Genomic DNA, 22,688 nt, shown 5'->3' with positions numbered 1-22,688 from the left:
AAAACAATGAAAAAGATATATAAAACTTTAAAATGGTCCATCCTTTCATTGGGTGTGCTGGCCGTGTGTTCTTGTAGTGATTCGCTGGACGAGACCAATATAAGCTCCAATACCCTTCCGGAGAATAAGATAGATATTAGCTTCGTTCTTACCAATGTCCTAACCTCAACAGCTAAAAATGATGCTAATACCAATTACAAAGGAAGAGAGGTAAGTGCTGGTAGCCAATACCTTCAACGTGATAATGTTGACTTCTATAGTTTTTATTTTGTTTGGGATACCAAAAATTTTAATAGTTTCTTCCCAATCCTAACCAATAGTCAATATATATATGACCGTGCGGAAACGGAGAAGGAAGGTGATGAAAAAAAGTATTATCAGGCGGTATCCCTCATTATGAAGTCGTATACCTATGGGTTTTTGACTTCAACATTTGGTGATATCCCATACTCGGAAGCCATTAATGGTGAGGAGAGGGGTGATGCCTTTGTACCGAAATACGATGCACAGGAAGATGTTTTCTTGGGCATATTATCTGATTTGTCAACGGCCAATGATATGTTAAAGGGTGTAGGTACCATAGGTGCTGCGTCTAGTGCAGACGTGGTTTTTCAAGGAGATGGTCAGAAGTGGCGTAAATTTGCCAATTCACTACGCTTGCGATATTGTATGCGTTTATCACAAAAAACACTTTCGGGCCTGGACCCGGCAGCGGAGATAGCGTCTATAGTCAACAATCCTACTGATAACCCTATTATGACCGCTGTTAGTGATAATGCTGCGGTAAAATGGATAGGTTCCGCTTCGGACAACAGCTTTCCTGGGGGACCGCTTTCGTATACTTTTAGATCAGAATTCTATCGTAGAAAACCTTCTGCTACCATTGTTAAGGATCTAATCGAATTAAAAGATCCAAGATTAACTACTTGGATAAGACCGGTAGATGTTCAGATTTTCCCTAGTTCCACTGACTATGTGGATATTGTTGATGGACGGGTAAGACGTTACACTACAGTGGATATTGCTACTAGAAATGCCGATTCAGATTTGACAAATGATGTTAATACTTCCTTGTTCGTTGGACTTGGGGTCGCCCTAAGCGCACCTAATGATTACAACATGGGAAATACGGTTACCGATGTACGCTCCGATATTTCCGCCTTGGATCCGGATATATATTTAGGGGATTCATCCAACCCTCATATCTCTTATTTGACCAATATATATTCCGAAAATGCCAATGAATTGTCGGCTACTATATTTATGAGTGCCGCCGAAACTCAATTTATTTTGGCGGAGGCAAGTGAACGGGGTTGGATTGGTGGCAATCCAATGGATTACTACCTTAGTGGAATTGAAAAGTCTTTTGACCGATGGCAAATTGCTGATGGTGCCAGCTCCGCCATATACGATGAAGACAGCAATTCTTTGGTTGCTTTTGATAAGGCTGCCTATATGGCCAATGCCGAATCAATTTACACCAATGCAGCAAATAAGATGGAACCTATAATGCATCAAAAATGGATTGCAGGGTGGTTGACAGCTGAAGCCTGGTTCGACTGGAGAAGGACAGGTTTGCCAGAATTGGAAAAGAATGTTATTGAGGGTGCTAATGGTCAAGATATACCTAAAAGACAAATCCTGTCCGACCCCTTTAATGAAGATAACCTAACAGAGGCGACTAGTAGATTGCAGCCTCCCGTGAATGATCAATGGTCGCTAATGTGGCTACTGAAATAATACAAAGTCAAGTCGTTCTAGATATTATTCCAGACTTGTATGCCCTGCGCGTACAGGTCTGGTTTTTTTAATAAATATTCTTGTGGATGGGAAGAACTATTGGTTAATATAGTAATTCTTGGTTCAGATGCATTCTAAGTGTAGGGTGCAATCTTCTTTTTAGACAGTAGGAGAAGTAGAATTGACCTAGGATTAAACCGATTTGACCATAGAGAAGAACATTAGGACCAATTTTTTAATTTTCACCTCTGCTCCTTTTCTAATTGCCTTATAAGCATGTGCAATTTGATATTCTACGGTTTTTATGGATACGTTTAGGTAGGTCGCTATTTCAACATTGGTAAGGCCGTCTCTCTTGCTCAATAAGAATACCTGCTTACATTTTGAAGGTAGATGCTCCACTTCCCTTTTTACCAAGTTAATTTTTTCTTCCAGCAATTGTTTATTGGCTTCATCTACAACGTTGTTCAAGCTGCTCCAATATAGTTCATCCAAAGGATAGGTGGGTTTGTTTTTGCGTACAGTATCTATAAATTCATTGTAAACTGCCCTGTGAAGAAGGCCGGAGAGCGACTGTTTCACCATTAGGTTCCCCCTTCGCTCCCATACCCTCAAGAATACGTTTTGAACAATATCCTGTGCTTGGGGATAATCACTGCAAAGGCTGTAGGCATAAACCAATAGTTTCTTGTAAAATAACCCTACCAACAACTCGTATGCCTCCTCATTTTCGGAGACGAGCTGATTAATTAAAGTATTGTGGTCAGGATTGGTATTGGTCATTTTAAGAAGTACTATTTACTTTATTAAGCGTACCGCAAGGAAATTAAAACCTGGGCTTTCATGGTTACTTCATTGTTAATAAAATGATATTTATAGGTAAAAAATGTAAATATCTTAGTTAAGATACTTACAATTATCGGTTTAGCAAAATATCTCTAAATAACATTTGTTTTCTTTTATGTTTTGCTTTACCGCTTGTTATGTATTTATCGACCCTTCTGGAATTTGCATGTGTGTTGGGAATTACCAGAGCGAAAATTGGGATAAATTCCTAAGTGGGAAACTTTTGGTTTAATTCCTTAAATACAGTGGTAGACAGAGGTAATATAGGTCACCTATTAAATATTTATCCTAGAACGGAAGGAAGGAATTCAAAAACTACTGAAAAGCGGGCAAACCGGTAATATCGGCACCGGTGATCAGCAGGTGTATGTCATGAGTGCCTTCATAGGTGATAACACTTTCCAGGTTCATCATATGGCGCATAATGCTATATTCCCCGCTAATGCCCATGCCGCCCAATACCTGTCTGGCTTCCCTAGCTATTTTAATGGCCATTTCCACGTTGTTGCGTTTGGCCATGGATATTTGGGCAGAGGTGGCCCTACCCTGGTTTTTAAGTTGCCCCAGTCTGAAGGCCAATAATTGTGCCTTGGTAATTTCGGTAATCATTTCGGCCAATTTTTTTTGTTGCAATTGGGTGGCAGCAATAGGTTTTCCAAATTGAATACGTTCCTTGGCATAGCGCAAGGCCGTGTCATAGCAATCCATAGCCGCTCCTATGGCACCCCAGGCTATACCGTAGCGGGCAGAATCCAAACAACCTAAGGGGGCACTAAGTCCATTTTTTCCGGGCAAGAGGTTTTCTTTTGGGACTTTTACGTTGTCAAAGATGAGTTCTCCGGTGGCTGAAGCCCGTAACGACCATTTGTTGTGGGTTTCAGGTGTGGAAAATCCCTCCATGCCCCGTTCCACGATTAGCCCGTGTATGCGCCCCTTTTCATTCTTGGCCCAAACAATAGCCAGGTCGGCAAAAGGGGAATTGGAGATCCACAATTTGGCCCCGTTTAAAAGATAATGGTCGCCCATGTCCTTAAACTTGGTTTCCATCCCACCGGGATTGGACCCGTGGTTGGGCTCCGTTAGTCCAAAGCAACCCATTAATTCTCCCGAGGCCAATTGGGGAAGGTATTTTTTGCGTTGGGATTCGTTCCCATAGGCGAAAATTGGGTACATGACCAGGGAAGACTGTACCGAGGCGGTAGATCGGACACCACTATCGCCACGTTCTATCTCCTGCATGATGAGTCCGTAGCTGATCTGATCTAAACCTGCACCCCCATATTCTACAGGAATATAAGGCCCCAATGCCCCAATTTCGGACAAACCCTTTATAATCTGTTTTGGAAACTCGGCCTTTTGGGCATACTCTTCAATGATGGGCGATATGTCCCGCTTTACCCATTGCCGGGCAGCATCGCGGACCAGTTTATGCTCTTCGGTCAATAAATCGTCTAAGTTGTAATAGTCGGGTGCTTCAAACAAATCTGGTCGCATACAAATAACTTTTGTAACAAAAATAAACAAATAGTCGATTTGTGAAAATTATAACACCAGAAAGTATAGATGTTACATTTTTAAATAATAGTCTTTGGTCAGATCAATATATTCCGGTGTGTAGCGATGTCTTCCCTCCTCAATAATAAGCTGATTTACCGCTGCCTCCGTTTCTCCAAACTGTAGCTCCAAAAGGCTTCGCTTTATATCGGATTGTAGATTTCCTTTTACCCTGGTGATACGTTTTGGAAACAGATTGCTCTGGCGGGCCAATTGTAAAAATGTATCTTCTTCCTTGTAGGGGATAATGGTAGAAAAGCTGCCATTTTCCGCCAATAGTTGGGAAACACCCAATATAAGTTCTTCAAAGGGCAAGGATCTATTCTGTCTTGCCATATCCCTGGAATCGTTGCCACTAGAAACTATTTCGGAATAGAAGGGAGGGTTGGAAACAATAAGGTCATATTGCTCCTCTATATCCTCTGTAAGTTCATCCAATCCCGCGTGGTAACAGAATAATCGATCTCCCCAAGGGGAGTTTTCAAAATTGTCCACACATTGTTCATAAGCAGCCTCGTCTATTTCTATGCCCTCAATGCTGCTGGCTCCACTTCGCTGGGCCAACATTAGGGCAATGACGCCGGTTCCGGCTCCAATGTCCAAAATAGAATCGGGCATGCCCTTTAGTGAGGTCCAGGCCCCCAGCAAGACCCCATCGGTGCCAATTTTCATAGCGCAATGATCTTGGTGTACGGTAAATTGTTTAAAAACGAATGGCTTGCTCATAATGCTTGGCATTTACTATTTATAGGGAATCCCTTGGCTTGCTGTTTATTTAGCAGATACCAATATTGTTTTAATGGTTTAATGTGCGTGGAACTTATGGGTCTTAATCTACCCTTCCCGGCTCTCTGTTGTTGGTGCCTTCCAAATCCAGCAGGGAATCGCCCAGTTCCTGTCGCATATTATTGGCCAGTACCTTGATCTTGTCCACTACTTCTGGGTATTCTTCTGCTACGTTTTTAGTCTCGCTAACATCCGTGCTTACGTCATAGAGTTCTATCTCCTCCATGTCTATCATTTTATATTGGCCGGGGAGTCCGTCCTTCCCGGGTTCTTGTCCTTCCATAGTCCTGTAGCGGTGCGGAAAGTACATTTTCCATTTTCCATAGCGCACACCCATAAGTTCATTTACCCTGTAGTAAAAGAAATAGGCCTCTTGGGGACTCTCATTGCTTTCACCCCTAAAAACAGGCCAGGCACTTTTGCCGTCTATGGTTAAATTGGGCAAGCGGGCACCGGTAACTTCGGCAATGGTAGGCAAAATATCTATTGCCATAACGGGTACGTCTATTGTTCTTCCAGCCTTTATTTCTTTAGGGTAGCGCAATACAAAAGGTTCCCGTTGTGCCCCTTCCCAAGCGGTTCCTTTTCCTTCCCTAAAAGGCAAAGCGCTTCCTGCATGGTTACCATAGGAAAGCCATGGTCCATTGTCCGAAGTAAAAATTACCAAGGTGTTTTCTTCAAGTCCGTTTGTTTTTAGGGCTTTGAGTATTTCTCCCACAGACCAGTCGATTTCCATAATTACGTCGCCGTACAGTCCTCTTTTGGATTTTCCCTTGAATTTGTCGGATACAAAAAGGGGAACATGTGGTTGTGGGTGGGGCACATACAAAAAGAAAGGGTTGTTTTTGTTTCTGTTGATAAAATCAACGCTTCTTTCGGTAATCTGGGTAGTAAGTTGTGTTTGGTCCGTTAGGGTATCCAGTACCTTTTCATTTTCATAAAGGGGCAAAGGGCCAAAGTTAAAAACTGTTCCCTGTTGGGGGTGGTAGGGCCACATATCGTTGGAGTATGGAATTCCGAAGAATTCATCAAATCCATGACGGGTAGGCAAAAACTTGGGGCTGTCGCCTAAATGCCATTTTCCAAAGATGGCAGTTTTATAGCCTGTGTTCTGTAGCATTTCGGCAATGGTCATCTCGGAGGCGTTTATGCCTATTGGGCTACCAGGCCCTAAGGCATTGTGTATGCCAATTCGGTTAGGGTAGCAACCTGTTAATATACCAGCTCTGGATGCAGAGCAAATAGGCTGTGCAGAATAAAAGCTGGTTAGTCTAATTCCTTCCTTTGCCATCTGGTCCAGATTGGGGGTCTCTATATTGGGCGAGCCGTTTGCCCCAATATCCTCATAACCTTGGTCATCCGTAAAAATAAGTATTACATTGGGAGGGGATTTTGCGTCTTTTTTTTCCTTCTTTTCGGCACAGGAAAACAAGGTGAGGGCAAGATAGACTAAGGGTAAAATTCTTAACATGGCATTGGGTATTTATCGTACAGATGTTGCACAGAAATTAAACGACTAAAATAGTATTTTGAAATGTTATCTGCCAAAAATCTTATGGGGACTATTTAAAAGTATAGTAAAGGGATTGGTAAAAGTGCAATTGTTGTACAACTACTTATTTAGATGCTCGGCACAGGGCATGGACGATAAGGGGAATGGAATTCAATGGTATGCTGCAAGCCGCAAAAGTGATACTTTAGGCTAAATAGAGGTCTACTAGACCCTCGGGGGTTTCCACAAAAATAGTTTTGTTGTCACGGTCTACCTTGGTGATAATTTGGTCGTTCACAGGGATGAGCAATTGTTTGTCCCCTTTTTCAACTTCAAAAAGAGCTTGTGAAGTAGTGTCGTTAACACTTTGTATGATGCCAATGTCGCCATGGACCTTGTCCTGTAAGGTAAAGCCAATAATTTCGTGGTAATAAAACTTATTGCCTTTTAATTTGGGTAGAAATGAAAGAGGTAGATATATTTCGGAGCCCATTACCTTATCCGCATCCGATTCATTGGAAACTTCCTCAAATTTTACCCGTAGTAAACTGGATTTGTGCAGTCTACTTTTTTCAATAAAAAATGGAACCAGATTGTTTCCCAGTGAAACAAATACTGATTCCATTTTCTCGTATAATTCGGGTTCATCGGTATCCAATTTTATTAGGACCTCCCCCTTAAAGCTGTGTTTGGAAACGATTTTACCGAGGTAGAAGCATTCTTCCTTTGTCATCGTTTCTAAATCGCTATTCTGTTTCTTTAGTCTCTTCCGTGGCTTCTGCAGCTTCGGTAGTTTCTTCAGCTGCTGCTTCTGGAGCGACTTCCTCTTCGGCAGGTGCCTCAGCTGCTGCTGCGGCTGCCTTACGTTTTTCGTTTATCTCTTTCTCTGCAGCAAGGGCTTTAGCCTTAGCATCGGCATCTGCTTTTGCCAAGCCTTCTACCTTAGAACTAACTAATTTGCCTTTTTCTTCCAACCAAGCGTTGAATTTTTCTTCAACCTGCTCTTCGGTCAAGGCGCCTTTACGTACACCGCCCAACAAGTGATGCTTTAAAAGTACTCCTTTGTAAGATAGGATTCTTTTGGCAGTATCGGTAGGTTGTGCTCCATTCTGTAACCATTTTACAGAACTGTCTAGATCCAATTCAATAGTTGCAGGGTTGGTGTTTGGGTTATAGGTACCTAGCTTTTCTAGAAATTTACCATCTCTTTTAGCGCGAGAATCCGCAGCTACTACCCAATAAAAGGGTTTTCCTTTTTTTCCGTGTCTTTGTAATCTAATTTTTACTGGCATATCACATTAATTTGTAGGGTGCCCGACCCTGGATTATTAATTCAATTTTTCTGCTAGGTTATTCCTAAGCGGGTGCAAATATAATATTTCTTTTTATGTGGTAATCAAATAATTGTACTAAAATTTAATTTTTGCCAAATATTCCTGCTCTCTTATCCATATAGTGATGTAAAACTGTGGTGTCTAGCGCTTATTGCGGGTCTGGATTTAAATACTGGCTACGTTGATAACTCCTGATAAATGCTCTTTTCCTCTAAGCTGTATTTCTTTATTTTTACAACTTTAAACCCCATCACTTAAAGCCGCGCTATGTACCTTATTTTTGATACGGAAACCACAGGATTGCCAAAACGTTGGGATGCCCCCTATACGGATACGGACAACTGGCCACGTTGCATTCAAATCGCCTGGCAGTTGCATGACGATATGGGAAGGGTGATAGAGAGTCAGGACTATTTGGTGCAGCCAGATGGTTTTAATATTCCCTATGATGCCGAACAGATTCACGGGATCTCTACCGAATTGGCACAGCAGGATGGGGTTCCCATAGGGGAGGTGTTGGAGAAATTCAATGCTGCCCTGTCCAAGACAAAATTTGTGGTGGGCCAAAATGTTGGTTTCGACCTTAATATAATGGGGGCGGAATTCCATCGATATGAGGTGGAAAATAGCCTGCAGGAGTTGCCGGTTCTGGATACCTGTACAGAGCATACGGCCCAATTGTGCCAGATTCCCGGAGGCCGGGGAGGTAAGTTTAAGTTGCCAACCTTAACGGAACTGCACCAATACCTGTTTGGGGAACCATTTGGGGAGGCGCACAATGCAACGGCAGATGTGGAGGCAACTACGCGTTGTTTCTTGGAACTGGTACGTAGAAAGGAGTATACTGCAGAACAGTTGGATGTTGGTCCGGATTACTTTAAAAACTTTTCCGAAGCCAATCCCCAGGAGATACAGCTGATCGGTTTAAAACATATCAACCTAAAAAAAGCCTCCAAAAAAATAGCCGATGCCCTTTGGGAGAAGGATACCGGAGGTATTTCCAAGGAAGAGATCAAGGAAAATTTGGCGACCCTGGAAACGGCGAATTTTGCCCACCTGCACAACCATACGCAGTTTTCCATTCTGCAGTCTACCATGAGTATCCCTGCCTTGATTTCGGCTACAGCTAAGGCTAAAATGCCGGCAGTTGCCATGACGGATCACGCCAATATGATGGGGGCCTTTCATTTTGTAAATGGGGTCATTAACCACAATAAAGGCGTGGTGGCCAGAAATGAGGAGAACCTAAAACGCTATGAGGCTACCAAAAATGGAACCCTGGAAGAAGGGCAGGAGCCTTTGGAGGAACTTCCCGAACCGGAGGTGGAGATTACTCCTATTATTGGTTGTGAATTTCAGGTGTGCGAGGATCACACCAATAAGTCCCAAAAAGACAATGGGTATCAAATAGTAATGTTGGCCAAGAACAAAAGAGGGTATCTAAACCTGGCCAAGATGTCCTCTATAGCCTTTGTGGACGGAAAATACTATGTTCCCCGGATCGATAAAAAGGTTATTGAGCAATACAAGGAAGATATTATTGTACTTACCGGCAACCTCTATGGTGAAGTGCCCAGTAAGGTGTTGAACGTTGGGGAAAATCAGGCAGAGGAAGCCCTGATTTGGTGGAAGGAGACTTTTGGCGATGATCTGTACATAGAGATCATGAGGCACGGCCAGGAAGATGAAGACCGCGTAAATCAGGTGTTGCTCAAGTTTGCCGAAAAACACAATGTAAAGTTGGTGGCTACCAACAATACTTATTACCAAGAAAAGGCAGATGCCCATGCACACGATATTTTGCTATGTGTTAAGGATGGGGAAAAACAGGCTACGCCAATTGGTCGTGGTCGTGGATACAGATATGGTTTGCCCAACCAGGAGTATTACTTTAAGTCCTCGGAGGAGATGAAGGAGCTCTTTAAAGATATTCCGGAGGCCATTACCAATATACAGGAGGTAATAGACAAGGTAGAAACCTTTACCTTGGCCCGTGATGTACTGTTGCCGGCCTTTGATATTCCAGAGGAATTCCGGTTTGAGGAGGATAAACTAGATGGCGGTAAACGAGGGGAAAATAAATACCTGCGCCATATTACCTATGAGGGCGCCAAAAAAAGATATGGTGAGATAACCCCGGAAATAGATGAGCGATTGGATTTTGAGCTCAAGGTAATAGAGAAGACAGGTTATCCTGGTTACTTTTTGATTGTGGAAGATTTTATTAGGGCGGCACGTGAAATGGATGTGTCCGTGGGCCCCGGTCGTGGGTCTGCTGCTGGTTCTGCCGTTGCCTATTGTTTATGGATAACCAATCTGGATCCCATTAAGTACGACCTCCTTTTTGAGCGTTTTTTAAATCCGGACCGGGTGTCCATGCCCGATATTGATATTGATTTTGACGATGAGGGTCGTGGGCGTGTGATGGACTATGTAATAGATAAATATGGCGCCAACCAGGTGGCCCAGATCATCACCTATGGAACCATGGCGGCAAAATCCTCTATCCGGGATACCGCAAGGGCATTGGATCTGCCATTGGGCGATGCGGATCGTATGGCAAAGCTGATTCCCAATATGTCCAAGCTTAAAAAAATTATTGGGGTCGATGAAAAAAAACTAAAGGAAAAATTCAATAGCGAGGAGATTGCGAAGATTAACGAGCTGTTGGCTATTTCTGAAGGGGACGATCTGGAATCGGAAACCCTTAACCAGGCCTATGTATTGGAGGGGTCGGTTAGGAATACGGGTATCCATGCCTGTGGGGTAATCATTACCCCCGATGATATTACCAAGTTTGTCCCGGTGGCCTTGGCCAAGGATTCCGATATGTACTGTACCCAGTTTGATAACTCGGTGGTGGAGAGTGCAGGTCTGCTAAAAATGGATTTCTTGGGCTTAAAAACCCTGACCCTTATCAAGGATACGGTAAAAATTGTAAAGGCCAAACACGGGGTGGAATTGGATCCGGAGAATTTTCCATTGGATGATCAAAAGACCTATGAGCTGTTCCAGCGTGGGGAAACGGTTGGGGTGTTCCAATATGAATCTCCGGGGATGCAGAAACATATGAGGTCCCTAAAGCCTACGGTTTTTGCCGATTTGATTGCCATGAACGCCTTGTATAGGCCTGGCCCCATGGAGTACATACCCAGTTTTATTGCCCGTAAACACGGTACGGAAGAGATTGTTTATGACCTGGAAGCCTGTGAAGAGTATTTGGCGGAAACCTACGGTATTACGGTTTACCAGGAGCAGGTGATGCTCCTGTCCCAAAAGCTGGCAGATTTTACAAAGGGTGAGGCCGATGTACTGCGTAAGGCAATGGGTAAAAAACAGAAGCATGTTCTGGATAAGATGAAGCCGAAGTTTATTGAACAGGCTTCCAAAAAAGGACATGCAGTAGATAAGTTAGAGAAGATCTGGAAGGATTGGGAGGCCTTTGCGGCCTACGCATTTAACAAGTCGCACTCTACCTGCTATGCGTGGATTGCCTACCAGACCGCTTATTGTAAGGCCCATTACCCAGCTGAATATATGGCTGCGGTACTGTCCAATAACATGAACGATATAAAACAGGTAACCTTCTTTATGGAGGAGTGTAAGCGGATGGGGTTGGACGTTTTGGGGCCAGATGTTAATGAATCCTATTACAAGTTTGCTGTTAACGATGCCGGTGCGGTACGTTTTGGCATGGGAGCCGTTAAAGGTGTAGGCCGAGGTGCCGTAGAAACCATTGTGGAGAATAGAAAGGAAGGTGGTCCTTTTAAATCTGTTTTTGACCTGGCCAAGCGAATAGACCTGAGGGCGGCCAATAAAAAGGCCTTTGAGAACTTGGCGGTAGCCGGTGGTTTCGATTCTTTTGGGGATACCCATAGGGCGCAATATTTTTATGAGGAAGGCGATGGAATAACATTCTTGGAAAAGGCCATGAAATACGGTGCCAAATTTCAAGAGAACGAAAACTCCTCACAAGTGAGTTTATTTGGGGAAGCCAGTGAAGTGCAGATACCAGAGCCGGTGGTGCCACCCTGTGAGGAATGGGGAACCATGGAGAAGCTACGCCGGGAAAAGGAAGTGGTGGGGATTTATATTTCCGGACATCCATTGGACGATTTTAATGCAGAAATAAAGGCCTTTTGTAATGCCAGTCTTTCCAATTTAAACGATCTGGAGGCAATAGTAAACAGGGAAGTTTCATTTGCTGGGGTAATTACCGATGTGCAGCATAGGGTTTCAAAAAATGGCAAGGGTTGGGCCATGTTCACCATGGAGGATTATACCGATTCTTTTGAGTTTAGAATGTTTGGGGAAGAGTATCTGAAATATCGTCATTTCCTAATGATCAATTCGTTCGCATATGTCAAGGTGTTTGTACGTGAAGGATGGGTAAATCGGGATACCGGTAAAAAGGGAGATCCAAGAATGCAGTTTAATATGATCATGATGCTGCAAGATGTTATGGAAACCTTTGCCAAAAAACTCACGATTAAGTTAGACATTGCCCAGTTAAGGGAAGAGAATATTCTGGAGTTGAAGGACACTTTGGTCTCACATCAAGGCAACCATCCTCTTAGCTTTGTGGTATATGAGATGGAGGAACAGATAAAGGTAAATATGACCAGTAGAAAGCAAAAGATCCATATATCCAGTGAATTGCTCCTAGAGCTGAATAAGCAAGACGTGCTATATAAGTTAAATTGACGGTTATGGGATGTTAAATAATATAAGGGCCATGACCCCGTTATTAAGGTAGAATAGGAATTGTCAATATTACCATAACTAAAACGAATACAACCATAGTAAGGAAAAGGCAAATTATTTGTCTAAATTTGTATAATATTTAAAAAAAATAGAACATGGCATTAGAAATAACAGATGCTACCTTTGATGAGGTAGTTTTAAAAAGTGATAAACCGGTAGTAGTGGATTTTTGGGCAGCTTGGTGTGGTCCTTGTAGAATGGTAGGTCCTATCATTGAAGAGGTGAGCAGCGAGTATGACGGTAAAGCCGTTGTTGGTAAGGTGGATGTAGACGCCAACCAAGAATTTGCCGCTAAATACGGTGTTAGAAATATCCCCACTGTTTTGGTTTTCAAGGATGGGGAAATAGTAAACAGACAGGTGGGTGTATCCCCTAAAAAGGTTTATACCGATGCTATAGATGCCCTGTTGTAGGCGTTTAACCATTGTCCAGTAAAATGGATAACACATAAAAAAATCCCGCGAAACAGGCGGGATTTTTTTATGCTCTGTTTTTAATAGGGGTAATTGCAGTTTGCCAGTGAACGGTTTTATACCTTCTGTTTATAATGCAGGCCATATCTTCGTTATCTTAGCAGTATGAACCTACAGTCAGAATTACATAAGGCAGCCTTGTTTCAAAACTTGGAACTTTTGGCGAATCAGGTGGTAGAGGGTTTTATCAGTGGAATCCACAAGAGTCCCTTTCACGGTTTTTCAGCTGAATTTGCAGAACATAAGATTTATAATAAGGGAGAGAGCACCAAACATATAGATTGGAAATTGTTTGCCAAGACCGATAAATTGTATACCAAGCGCTATGAGGAGGAGACCAATTTGCGCTGCCATATGATTTTGGATAATTCGGCTTCTATGTACTATCCGCAGGTGGGCGAGCTAAGCCTGGATAAGCTAAATAAAATTGGCTTTGGGGTGTTGGCCATTGCAGCGTTAATGAACATTCTTAAAAGGCAGCGGGATGCTGTGGGATTGAGTGTCTACTCGGATCAGTACCATTACTATACTTCCGAAAAAAGCAGTGAAAGGCACCATCAGATGTTATTGGCCAAATTAAATGAGATCAGTCTGGAAAAAAAACCTGCGCAGCAGACGGAGACCTATACCTATTTGCACCAGATTGCGGAGAAGATTAAACGAAGAAGTTTAATTGTCCTGTTTACGGATATGTTCCAGGCTTCTGAAGACGACGGGAAATTGTTTGATGCGCTCCAGCATTTAAAGTATAACAAGCACGAAGTAATCCTCTTTCATGTTATGGACAAGGAAACCGAATTCAACTTTAATTTTGAGAATACCCCAAAACGCTTTTTGGATGTTGAGACCGGTAAACATATAGATCTTTATGCCGATGCTGTTAAAGAAGCCTATGAAAAGGAAGTTGCAGATTACTTTAGTGCACTCAGATTAAAATGTGCCCAGTATAAAATTAAATATGTGGAGGTGGATGTAAAAGAGCGTTTTGCCTTGATAATGAACACCTTTATGGTAGAGCGACAAAAATTTATGTAAAAACTTGAATTTTTTTTGCAAAAAATGTTTGCGCAATTAAATAAGGAGTGTATATTTGCACTCGCTAAACGCCACGGTTCGGTAGTTCAGTTGGTTAGAATACCTGCCTGTCACGCAGGGGGTCGCGGGTTCGAGTCCCGTCCGGACCGCTAAAAGCCTTCAACGCAAGTTGAGGGCTTTTTTTGTGTGTGCCTAGCATGGGCGATATCTATAGGGTGCAAGTCCGGGATCATGACCAATTGTTGTGGGATCAAGTTCATTTTCTGGGTATTTGATTATTATATGACCGTAATGATTTAGGTCATTTGTCTCGTCGTTCTTCATCTTTAGCTTTGTTCTTGGATATTATTATAATTGAACAGCATTTAATAATTAAAAAGAACATTTATGTCTGGAGAAAATACATATTACAGATTGTGGAAATGGTCTAAATATCTGATGCTCTCCTTATGGTTGAGTGTTGCTGTGTCCCTAAGCAGTTGCAATGAGCAGGCACAAGGATTTGGTTTGCCAGAAGGTGATGTTGAAAGGGGAAAGACGACCTATAAGAGTTTGTCCTGCAATGAATGTCATAGCATTGCCGGAATTGAATGGGAAGGTGGTGCCGATACGCTCAAAATAGAACTGGGCGGTGTATCGACCAAGCAGAAATCATACGGGGAATTGGTTACCTCAGTAATTAACCCTACCCACAAGATTGCAAGACGCTATATGCGCAAAAATACCAATGAAACCACCAATTCGGGAATCTCAAAGATGAGGGTGTACAATGAAATTATGACAGTACAAGAGCTTATTGACCTGGTTACTTTTCTTCAATCCCAGTATAAGGTAAAGGCACCGCGCACGGAATACTATCCCTATCTTTACTAATGAATTTTTTTAGCGTGCATAAAGAGTTTAGGGGAGCCTAATATTGATAGGTTTTAGATAATTATTCAATAAGTAGTCTCGAGTCTCAATTTAAGAAATTGAAATATCGTAAATTCATGTCTTTATTCACTTTAATGGATAAAACGGTTTCGCTATTACTCCTTCATCACTAAACAAAGTACATTTATCATCATCTTGAAGTATATTTGAAATGAGGTCGACTTGATTGTTGATCAAGACACTGTCCTGTACCAAACGGATTCCGTGACTGTAATCGGCATACGTATCACTATGACCAGCATAGACTGGTTGGATAGGAGTGCCATTTTGGTAATGCCAGCCGTATATGACAACTGGTTTGGAGGAGTTTTCGTGGATTTTGTTAGAGATGATAACATCTTTTTTGTGTCCGGCCACCAAAGCTCCCAAAGGGGCTTGTTTAAGAGCTTTTTTTCTTTGCTCTTTTAATCTGGTATTATGTTCCCACATAACCGGAACAGTAGTCATTTTTGGACTGGGAGGAATAGGGGAGGGAGCCAGTTTTACCGAGGCGTTGCTCCAAATTTGATCTACCATTTTTTTTGTAGGAAGTGTAAAATGGATGGCGTTCGCAATTTTTTGTGCCATATTAGGGGTCATGGGGATGATAAAATAATCGGAGTCCGAACCAACGGCCAGATAATCGGGAATTACATGGTAGGTCACTGTATAGTTAACATTGTTGATGGAACTGGAAAAGGTAATGGGAACCAAGCCTCGTATAAAGGACGGTATATTGCCGTTGATTATTTGCTGGAATATTTCCTCTTCCCTTTCTTCTAGGCTGAGATTTTCAATCCTGTTCTTAAAAGCACTGCCCGAAATGGCATTTTTTCCTGGCAAAGGTAGCGGGAGCTTTTGGGCGTTTATTGTTCCCGAGGTGGTAAAGACAAAACAAATTAAGGACAAGGCAATTTTGTATATAGCCCCAAAAGGAATTCTATACATTTTTGTTAGATTTTTAAAGAAGGTCATGCACATGGGTAATTACTATCTTGGCCTTTGAGCCATGGTAAATAATGGCTATCGGACACCTATGTACACTTGTCTGCCTATTTATTGGTAAGCTCTGCTCAAAGTGTTGTGTGTCTGCCTATGCTTCTAATTTAGCAAAAAAACGTTTAAAGGGGGCAGTGTCCTATGGTTCATTTTAAGCTATGACGGGTTTTATATCTAAACCAGCCTTAGGGCCTAGTAGGTCTGTAGAAGGCTTTTTTGGGGTATTTTTTGTCATAGCGATGATTTGCTGTCAAATCCAGATTCGGTTTGGATGATGCTATGGATTTGGGCGATGTAAAAAAAAGGGAAAAGTACAAACTATGGGATAGTGTATTCCAATTATGAAATCCGCCTTACAAAATAAGTCCTTGGATCATGGCCTATATGATCATTGGCTTATTAAAGATTCAAAAAAATCTTCAAAATTTTCACTTTCCTTTATTTTTAATTTTTTTCGAAGCCTGTGCCGTGCCACTTTAACCGAACTCAATGAAATGCCAAAGAGCGTGGCAATGTGTTGGGATTTAAAGTTGAGCTTGATTAGAGCGCATAATCTAATTTCCCTATCGCTGAGCTGAGGGCAGTAATCTTTTAGACTCTTTATAAAGGTGGTGTGAATCTGATTAAAAAGGTGATAAAAGTTTTCCCAATCTTCATCCAGCATTAAACTGTCGTCTATAAGTCCGATAATCTTCTTTAAATTGCTTTTATTAGGATTGCTTGCTTTGGTCTCATTGAGCAAATTGTCCTTTATTTGGGTTAAAAGGTTGTTTTTGTGAACAGTTCTCAAGGTGTAATTGGTAAGTTCCTCCGTTTTAAAATTGAGCTCTTCCATCAGCTTCTTTTGGCTTAACTTCTGATGTTTCTTTTCTATCTTCAAAAGGGCAATTTCACTTTGGTAGGCCTTTTCCTCCTGGGCCTTTACTTCCTTGGTTTTTGAAGCTACCAGTAACTGTAATTGTTCCCGTTGTTTTTTTACGGATGATAAGCGCATCCTGATAAAAAGCAATACCAAGAGGAAACCCAATAAAACAACTAGTACCTTTACCCAGAATTTTTGCCAAAAGGATGGAAGTACAGTAATATGGATAGAAGCCAATGATTTGCTAGTTAAGGAAAAATTATCCGCATTGGTAACCTGTAGGGTGTAGTTGCCTGGGTTTAAATTGGAAAAAGTTAGTGCTTGTTGGCTTCCAATGGAATGCCATTCGTTGTTTAATCCCAGCAACTTATAGGCGTAATTGTTTTGTGGGCTCCAGTAATCCGAGCTTGAAAAATAGATAGATAAAAGATTGTCCTCTGGGTTTAAGGTTATGGTTTTATTTTTGTTGGAGGTAATGTTAATTTCTCTGCTTCCTTTTTTGCCTATAACATCTACTGAAGTGAAAAATACCTTATGGGTGTCAGGATTACTTTTTTTAAACCCGGATGGGTTAAAATAGGTGAGCCCTAGTCTTCCTCCCATTATTATGTAGTTGTCCTTGTTGATAATGGCACTCCCTCCACTATAGGCCTGGATTCCATGATGTATTCCAAAGTTATCTATGCTACCATCCTGAGATATCTTGCTAAGTCCTAAGTTGGTGCTGCACCATACGTTTTTGTCCTTATCCAGAAATATCCCACCAATAATACTGGCTTCCAATCCATCTTTCTTGCCAATCCTGGTAAATGCATCCTTGGTTCTGTGATACCTCATCAATCCATGGCCATAAGTACCAATAAGTACAGAGAGATCGTCGTCTTCAGTGATGGCTCTAATTCGGTTACTGCTAAGGGAGTTGGGATCGCTTTTATCGGAAATGTAAGAGAGCACGGTATCTTTCTTGAAAACGTTTAATCCTAAATTGGTGCCTACCCACATATCGCCCTTAATATCTTTGTATAAACTGGTAATGAAGTTAGAATTAAGATTGGGGGTATTATCTAAATTAAAATGGTTGATAATTTTTAAATTGGCATTGTATATTCTAATGCCGGTATTGCTGCCTACCCAGACATTTCCATACACATCTTGCTCCATGGCAAATATGGCCATGTTGTTAAATCGATCCTGGGCCTCTAAAAAGCTTTTCTTGTTGGGGTCATAGATATTTAACCCTCCATTGTTGGTCCCAATCCATATTCTACTGCGGTTATCCTGAAGCAGTGAGACCACGTTATTGCCGTTAAGGTCGTCTTGCAGGGATGGGTCGTCCTTAAAGACAGAGACTTTCCCGCTTTTTGGATTGTATCTTCGCAGTCCATTTCTGCCGGCCGATACCCATAGGTCGCCATTGTCTGCCTCTAAAATTTGAGAGCTTTGTTCATCTATCTGGTCAAATGCTAAATCGGGGCCTGGAATATGACTTACAGAGGCATAGTATTTAAAATAACTGGCCCCACCGTGTACCGTACCCACCCAAATTAGATTATCTATTCCTTGGTGGATGCTCAATATGGAATTGTCCGCAATAGGGTACTTGGTGTAGGGGCTTTGTTTAAAAGTAAAGAAACGGTTGTTCTTGGATTCATATAGGATTAGTCCGCCTCCATCCGTACCTATCCATATATTGTTGTCCCTGTCTACCATTACGTCAATAACATAATTATTTGATATGCGCTTGGCTATATCCCATTCCCGGGTGGAATAATGTTGGGTTGTTTGGGTTTTAGGATGGTAGCTAAATAGGCCATTGCCATTGGTTCCAATCCATAAGAGACCAGATTGGTCCATGGATAGTGAGTTGATGTGGGCATTATTACCTTGAAAATTTGCCTTGATGAATTTGGAATTCTTATAGGCGTATATACCACCATTACTGGTCCCTACCCAAATAATCCCGTTTTTATCCTGTAAAAGATCGGTAGTACTGATAGCAGCTTTGTCAACTGTCGCTTTGGGCATTTTGATTACCTCGTCGGCTTTCTCCTCGTACGGAAATAAGACGATGATTTCACTGTTGGTGGTAGAGCACCAAAGGGCACCGGAGTCCAATGCCAGTGCATTGGGAATGTACCCCTCCAAGATATTGTTAATGTAGGGATCCGAAGAGGTGTAGCGCTTAAATTGATCACATTCTATATTAAAATAAAACAAACCTCCAGTGGTCGTAACCCATATCCTACCTCGTTTGTCTTGAACTAATGAATTTACTTGGTTGTTTTCATTGGGAAGAAAATATGTTTTTACTTCTTGGCCATCATATTTATCAATACCTAACTGTGTGGATAACCACATAAAGCCCGCACTATCCTGTAAAATTGCACCAATCCTATTATCGGAAAGGCCATCCTTAAAAGAAATACTTTGGAAAGGGAGAATTCTTTCTTGGGCATATCCAAAAATTTGTATCCAGAGGAAAAAGAGAAACCCTGTTAACTTTAAATTGTTCATATGTTAACCATATTGAATGTGTGGCAAATAAATGAAATAATAGGCTATTGGCCTAGTAAATGGGATGTAATCATAATATTTCGTACTGTTCTTAGGGAAAATATGTAACCTATTTGTAACTCCTTGTAACCTAAATTTATACCCCTTTAAATTTAAGAAACATTTAACAATAGCTAATTTGGCAAACTGAAACTTGGCTTTTTATACACTTGTTTAAGAAGTTGAATTCATTTAACTAATTAATTAACCTAAACAATTCAAATGAAAAAAATTTTAATGTATTGCTGCTTATTTTTGGTGCAAGCGCACTTATTTGCACAGCAGTCAACGATTACCGTAAAGGGTACGGTAACCGATGCGGAAACAGGGGATCCCATTCCGGGTGCCAGTGTTGTAGAAAAAGGGACTACCAAGGGAGTGGTGAGTGATTTTGATGGGATCTTTGAGATTAAAGTGGATAAAAGTGCTTCTCTTGTGGTTAACTATTTGGGATATGCTACAACAGAGCTTGCCGTTAATGGAAGAACCCAATTAAACGTAAGCCTGGCTTCTCAGGCCGAGGAGCTTGGTGAGGTAGTTTTAGTAGGGTACGGAACCCAGAAAAAGGAGAATTTAACCGGTTCCGTTAGTACGGTTTCTGGGGAAACCTTGGAGAGCCGTCCGGTTAACAACGTAATGCAGGCCTTACAAGGAGCCGCTCCGGGACTTTCCTTGACCGTTGGTAACTCTGGTGGGGAACCAGGTGCTAATATGAATATTAGTATTCGTGGGGTAGGGAATCTTCAAGGTACCGGGGCTCCATTGGTTATAGTAGATGATATTCCGTTGGATAACCCCAATGATCTTAACAATATTAACCCCAATGATATAGAGGATATATCCGTTCTTAAAGATGCTGCCTCGTCTGCCATTTATGGATCTAGGGCCGCTTTTGGAGTTATAATCGTTAAGACTAAAAGTGGAGAAGCATTGGATGGTAATACTTTTACCTATTCCAATAACTTTATTTATTCTTCTCCGCTTAATACACCAGACATGATGAACTCCTTGGAATTTGCCAATTACTTTAATTTGGCTGCTACCAATGGTGGTAGTGGAGCTGTTTTTTCCGATGAAGTAATGGGTCGTATTCAAGACTATTTGGCAGATCCTGAAAACACGCCTGTAACGGTTCCCAACGCGGATGGGACCCGCTGGCAACAATATTCTGGGTCTAATGCCAATACTAATTGGTTTAAGGAGATGTACAAGGGTGTTGTTCACCGTCAGCAGCATAATATTAGTTTCTCAGGAAAGCAAAAAAGTGTTAATTACAACGTATCCGGGTCTATCTTGGATGCCCCTGGTATTATGAATTACGGGGACGATTCTTACCAACGTTATACCTTTAACTCTAAAGTGTCCAGTAAGGTGAACGATTGGTTGAGCTTTGCTGCCAATCTAAGATTGGCACGTGCAGAGACCGATAGGCCAAGTTATGACCGTGGGTTGTACTTGCACAACATAGCCAGAAGATGGCCGGTTAATGGCGTGGTTATGCCTAATGGTGATTATAGTGATGGTTCAGAAATTCCATTTTTATTGGATGGTGGTCGTTATACCGGAATTGATCAAAGTTTGGATGGATCTATTAATTTGATTATTGAGCCTATTAAGGATTTGAAAATAAAACCAAGTTTGCTGTACAGAACCAAGCACTTTAACAATAGCAATCATTCTGCCAGGGTATCTGTGATAGAACCCGATGGTAGAGAGCGTTTTATAAGAAACAATAATAGCTTTTCCAGATACTCTAGTGAAAGGACTTATTTGTCTCCCAACTTGGTGGTATCCTATGAAAAATCCGTGAATGAGGCGCATAATTTCTCGGGATTGGTAGGATATCAGCAAGAAGATACGGAGTTCACTAGTATTTACAGTGCTAAGAACGATCTTATTACAGATGGTGTGCCCTCTATTTCTACAGCAGTGGGTGAAGACCACGTGAATGACTCTGCAGGTTCTTTTGCAACCCAGGGGTACTTTGGTAGATTTGCCTATAACTATAAGGAAAAATATCTTTTTGAGGTTAATGGGCGTTATGATGCTTCCTCTCGTTTTGCTCCAGACAATAGATGGGATTTCTTCCCTTCTGTCTCCGCTGGATATAACATTGCCAAAGAGAACTTCTGGGGTATAGATCAGATTGGAATGTTTAAGTTGCGTTACTCCACTGGTAGTATCGGAAATCAAAACGTATCCAACTACTTGTACATTGGCCGTATGCCAGTAAGAACCAACCTATGGTGGTTGGGTAACAATGGAAGACCTAATTACACCCTGACACCTGGAATTATCAGTCCAGATATTACCTGGGAAACCGTTAGTACGGACAACTATGGGGTAGATATAGCGGCTTTCACAAACCGTTTGCAGTTATCTTTTGAGTATTTCGTAAGAACTACGGAAGATATGTTTGGACCTGCAGAGCGACTTCCTGCTGTATTGGGAACTTCTGCTCCACAGTCTAACAATGCCAACCTGGAAACCAAAGGATTCGACTTTAATGTTTCTTGGAGGGATATGATAGGTGAGGTTAATTATAATGTAGGATTAGTGCTTTCTGATGCGGTAACTACCGTAACCGAATACTCCAACCCAAACAACTTGCTTAATACCTATAGAGTTGGTCAGAAACTCGGAGAAATCTGGGGCTTTGAGACCGTAGGTTTATATCAGAGTCAAGATGAAATTGATAACGGTCCAGATCAAACGCCAATTTATGGAGGTGTTTGGTACCCTGGAGACGTTCAGTATAAGGATCAAAATGGAGACGGAAGTATAGATTACGGGGATTCTACTACCGATAATCCTGGTGACCGTAAGGTAATTGGAAACTCTACTCCTAGATATAGTTTTGGATTTAATGCAGGCTTGGATTATAAAGGATTCGATTTCTCTATGCTTTGGCAAGGGGTTGCCAAAAGGGATCTTTGGACAGGTGGTCCATATACCTTCGGTGCTGTTGGCAACCTATGGCAGTCTGCAGGTATGAAGGAGCATCTTGACTATTGGTCTGAAGATAATCCTGATGGTTTTTTCCCAAGACCTACTTTTAGGTCTACTTGGAGAAACCAGCAGACACAGACCAGGTATATGCAGAATGCAGCATATTTCCGCCTTAAGAATGTTAGCCTTGGGTATAACTTCCAATCCAATGTCCTTGAAAATCTTGGTTTAAAGAAGTTGAGAATTTTCATGACCGGGGAAAACTTGATTACCCTATCCGAAATTTCTGGAATTTTTGATCCTGAGGCTACCGGAGGATACTGGGGCAACGGGAAAATCTATCCTTTGCAGAAATCATACTCCGTGGGTCTGAACATACAATTTTAAAT

14 protein-coding genes and 1 tRNA gene are annotated in these 22,688 nt (G+C 41.7%); 7 read left to right on the top strand and 8 right to left on the bottom strand.

The annotated features are described in order from the left end of the window. The first annotated feature begins 6 nt into the window (after positions 1-6). The gene (locus EHW67_RS01525) at positions 7-1,740 is read left to right on the top strand and encodes a SusD/RagB family nutrient-binding outer membrane lipoprotein (RefSeq protein ID WP_126160576.1); all 1,734 of its coding nucleotides are present in this window, start codon (positions 7-9) and stop codon (positions 1,738-1,740) included. A 192-nt stretch (positions 1,741-1,932) separates the two neighbouring features. Here the strand turns inward: EHW67_RS01525 and EHW67_RS01520 are convergent, their stop codons facing one another. The 6 genes from EHW67_RS01520 to EHW67_RS01495 form a co-directional block, all read right to left on the bottom strand. Then, on the bottom strand, positions 1,933-2,523 hold the full coding sequence (locus tag EHW67_RS01520) for an RNA polymerase sigma factor (protein WP_126160575.1): 591 nt from the start codon (positions 2,521-2,523) through the stop codon (positions 1,933-1,935). Positions 2,524-2,901: 378 nt separating this feature from the next. Beyond that, on the bottom strand, positions 2,902-4,080 hold the full coding sequence (locus EHW67_RS01515; RefSeq protein ID WP_126160574.1) for an acyl-CoA dehydrogenase family protein: 1,179 nt from the start codon (positions 4,078-4,080) through the stop codon (positions 2,902-2,904). A 72-nt stretch (positions 4,081-4,152) separates the two neighbouring features. Next, entirely contained in the window at positions 4,153-4,866 is a 714-nt protein-coding gene (locus EHW67_RS01510; protein WP_126160573.1) for a tRNA1(Val) (adenine(37)-N6)-methyltransferase, read from the bottom strand. A 103-nt stretch (positions 4,867-4,969) separates the two neighbouring features. After that, a complete protein-coding gene (locus EHW67_RS01505) occupies positions 4,970-6,397 on the bottom strand; it encodes a sulfatase family protein (protein WP_126160572.1) in 1,428 nt (475 codons plus the stop codon). A gap of 226 nt (positions 6,398-6,623) precedes the next feature. Next, a complete protein-coding gene (gene rimM / locus EHW67_RS01500; RefSeq protein ID WP_126160571.1) occupies positions 6,624-7,151 on the bottom strand; it encodes a ribosome maturation factor RimM in 528 nt (175 codons plus the stop codon). Positions 7,152-7,164: 13 nt separating this feature from the next. After that, positions 7,165-7,710 carry a 30S ribosomal protein S16 gene (locus EHW67_RS01495; RefSeq protein ID WP_126160570.1) on the bottom strand — a complete coding sequence of 182 codons (546 nt, stop codon included), beginning with the start codon at positions 7,708-7,710 and terminating at the stop codon, positions 7,165-7,167. Between the two features lie 309 nt (positions 7,711-8,019). Between EHW67_RS01495 and dnaE the strand changes: the two genes are divergently transcribed. The 5 genes from dnaE to EHW67_RS01470 all read left to right on the top strand — a co-directional run bounded on the left by dnaE (position 8,020) and on the right by EHW67_RS01470 (position 14,897). Further along, positions 8,020-12,456: a DNA polymerase III subunit alpha gene (gene dnaE / locus EHW67_RS01490; protein ID WP_126160569.1), complete on the top strand. Its 4,437-nt coding sequence runs from the start codon at positions 8,020-8,022 to the stop codon at positions 12,454-12,456. Positions 12,457-12,611: 155 nt separating this feature from the next. Next, positions 12,612-12,929, top strand: coding sequence for a thioredoxin (trxA, locus tag EHW67_RS01485; protein WP_126160568.1), 318 nt, complete (start codon positions 12,612-12,614; stop codon positions 12,927-12,929). Between the two features lie 165 nt (positions 12,930-13,094). Next, a complete protein-coding gene (locus EHW67_RS01480; RefSeq protein WP_126160567.1) occupies positions 13,095-14,024 on the top strand; it encodes a DUF58 domain-containing protein in 930 nt (309 codons plus the stop codon). A 75-nt stretch (positions 14,025-14,099) separates the two neighbouring features. Further along, positions 14,100-14,173: transfer RNA gene (locus EHW67_RS01475), tRNA-Asp, on the top strand. A 238-nt stretch (positions 14,174-14,411) separates the two neighbouring features. Continuing rightward, on the top strand, positions 14,412-14,897 hold the full coding sequence (locus tag EHW67_RS01470) for a c-type cytochrome (RefSeq protein WP_126160566.1): 486 nt from the start codon (positions 14,412-14,414) through the stop codon (positions 14,895-14,897). 126 nt (positions 14,898-15,023) lie between these two features. Here EHW67_RS01470 and EHW67_RS01465 read toward each other — a convergent pair whose 3' ends face one another. Further along, positions 15,024-15,884 (bottom strand): hypothetical protein, encoded by an 861-nt coding sequence (locus EHW67_RS01465; protein WP_126160565.1) that lies wholly within the window; start codon positions 15,882-15,884, stop codon positions 15,024-15,026. A 439-nt stretch (positions 15,885-16,323) separates the two neighbouring features. After that, positions 16,324-19,311, bottom strand: a complete 2,988-nt coding sequence (locus tag EHW67_RS01460; protein ID WP_126160564.1) for a ligand-binding sensor domain-containing protein — start codon at positions 19,309-19,311, stop codon at positions 16,324-16,326. Positions 19,312-19,572: 261 nt separating this feature from the next. Between EHW67_RS01460 and EHW67_RS01455 the strand changes: the two genes are divergently transcribed. After that, positions 19,573-22,686, top strand: coding sequence for a SusC/RagA family TonB-linked outer membrane protein (locus EHW67_RS01455; RefSeq protein ID WP_126160563.1), 3,114 nt, complete (start codon positions 19,573-19,575; stop codon positions 22,684-22,686). The last annotated feature ends 2 nt before the right edge of the window (positions 22,687-22,688 follow it).

It is taken from the genome of Arenibacter aquaticus (assembly GCF_003957295.1).
Lineage (GTDB): Bacteria > Bacteroidota > Bacteroidia > Flavobacteriales > Flavobacteriaceae > Arenibacter > Arenibacter aquaticus.
The sequence above is the reverse complement of the archived record's forward strand: the minus strand, read 5'-3'. Positions and strand labels throughout refer to the sequence as shown.

Excerpts from the sequence above, each read along its gene's own strand:
- EHW67_RS01525 (WP_126160576.1), top strand. The coding sequence starts at position 7 with ATGAAAAAGATATATAAAACTTTAAAATGGTCCATCCTTTCATTGGGT.
- EHW67_RS01520 (WP_126160575.1), bottom strand. The coding sequence starts at position 2,523 with ATGACCAATACCAATCCTGACCACAATACTTTAATTAATCAGCTCGTC.
- EHW67_RS01515 (WP_126160574.1), bottom strand. The coding sequence starts at position 4,080 with ATGCGACCAGATTTGTTTGAAGCACCCGACTATTACAACTTAGACGAT.
- EHW67_RS01510 (WP_126160573.1), bottom strand. The coding sequence starts at position 4,866 with ATGAGCAAGCCATTCGTTTTTAAACAATTTACCGTACACCAAGATCAT.
- EHW67_RS01505 (WP_126160572.1), bottom strand. The coding sequence starts at position 6,397 with ATGTTAAGAATTTTACCCTTAGTCTATCTTGCCCTCACCTTGTTTTCC.
- rimM (WP_126160571.1), bottom strand. The coding sequence starts at position 7,151 with ATGACAAAGGAAGAATGCTTCTACCTCGGTAAAATCGTTTCCAAACAC.
- EHW67_RS01495 (WP_126160570.1), bottom strand. The coding sequence starts at position 7,710 with ATGCCAGTAAAAATTAGATTACAAAGACACGGAAAAAAAGGAAAACCC.
- dnaE (WP_126160569.1), top strand. The coding sequence starts at position 8,020 with ATGTACCTTATTTTTGATACGGAAACCACAGGATTGCCAAAACGTTGG.
- trxA (WP_126160568.1), top strand. The coding sequence starts at position 12,612 with ATGGCATTAGAAATAACAGATGCTACCTTTGATGAGGTAGTTTTAAAA.
- EHW67_RS01480 (WP_126160567.1), top strand. The coding sequence starts at position 13,095 with ATGAACCTACAGTCAGAATTACATAAGGCAGCCTTGTTTCAAAACTTG.
- EHW67_RS01470 (WP_126160566.1), top strand. The coding sequence starts at position 14,412 with ATGTCTGGAGAAAATACATATTACAGATTGTGGAAATGGTCTAAATAT.
- EHW67_RS01465 (WP_126160565.1), bottom strand. The coding sequence starts at position 15,884 with ATGTATAGAATTCCTTTTGGGGCTATATACAAAATTGCCTTGTCCTTA.
- EHW67_RS01460 (WP_126160564.1), bottom strand. The coding sequence starts at position 19,311 with ATGAACAATTTAAAGTTAACAGGGTTTCTCTTTTTCCTCTGGATACAA.
- EHW67_RS01455 (WP_126160563.1), top strand. The coding sequence starts at position 19,573 with ATGAAAAAAATTTTAATGTATTGCTGCTTATTTTTGGTGCAAGCGCAC.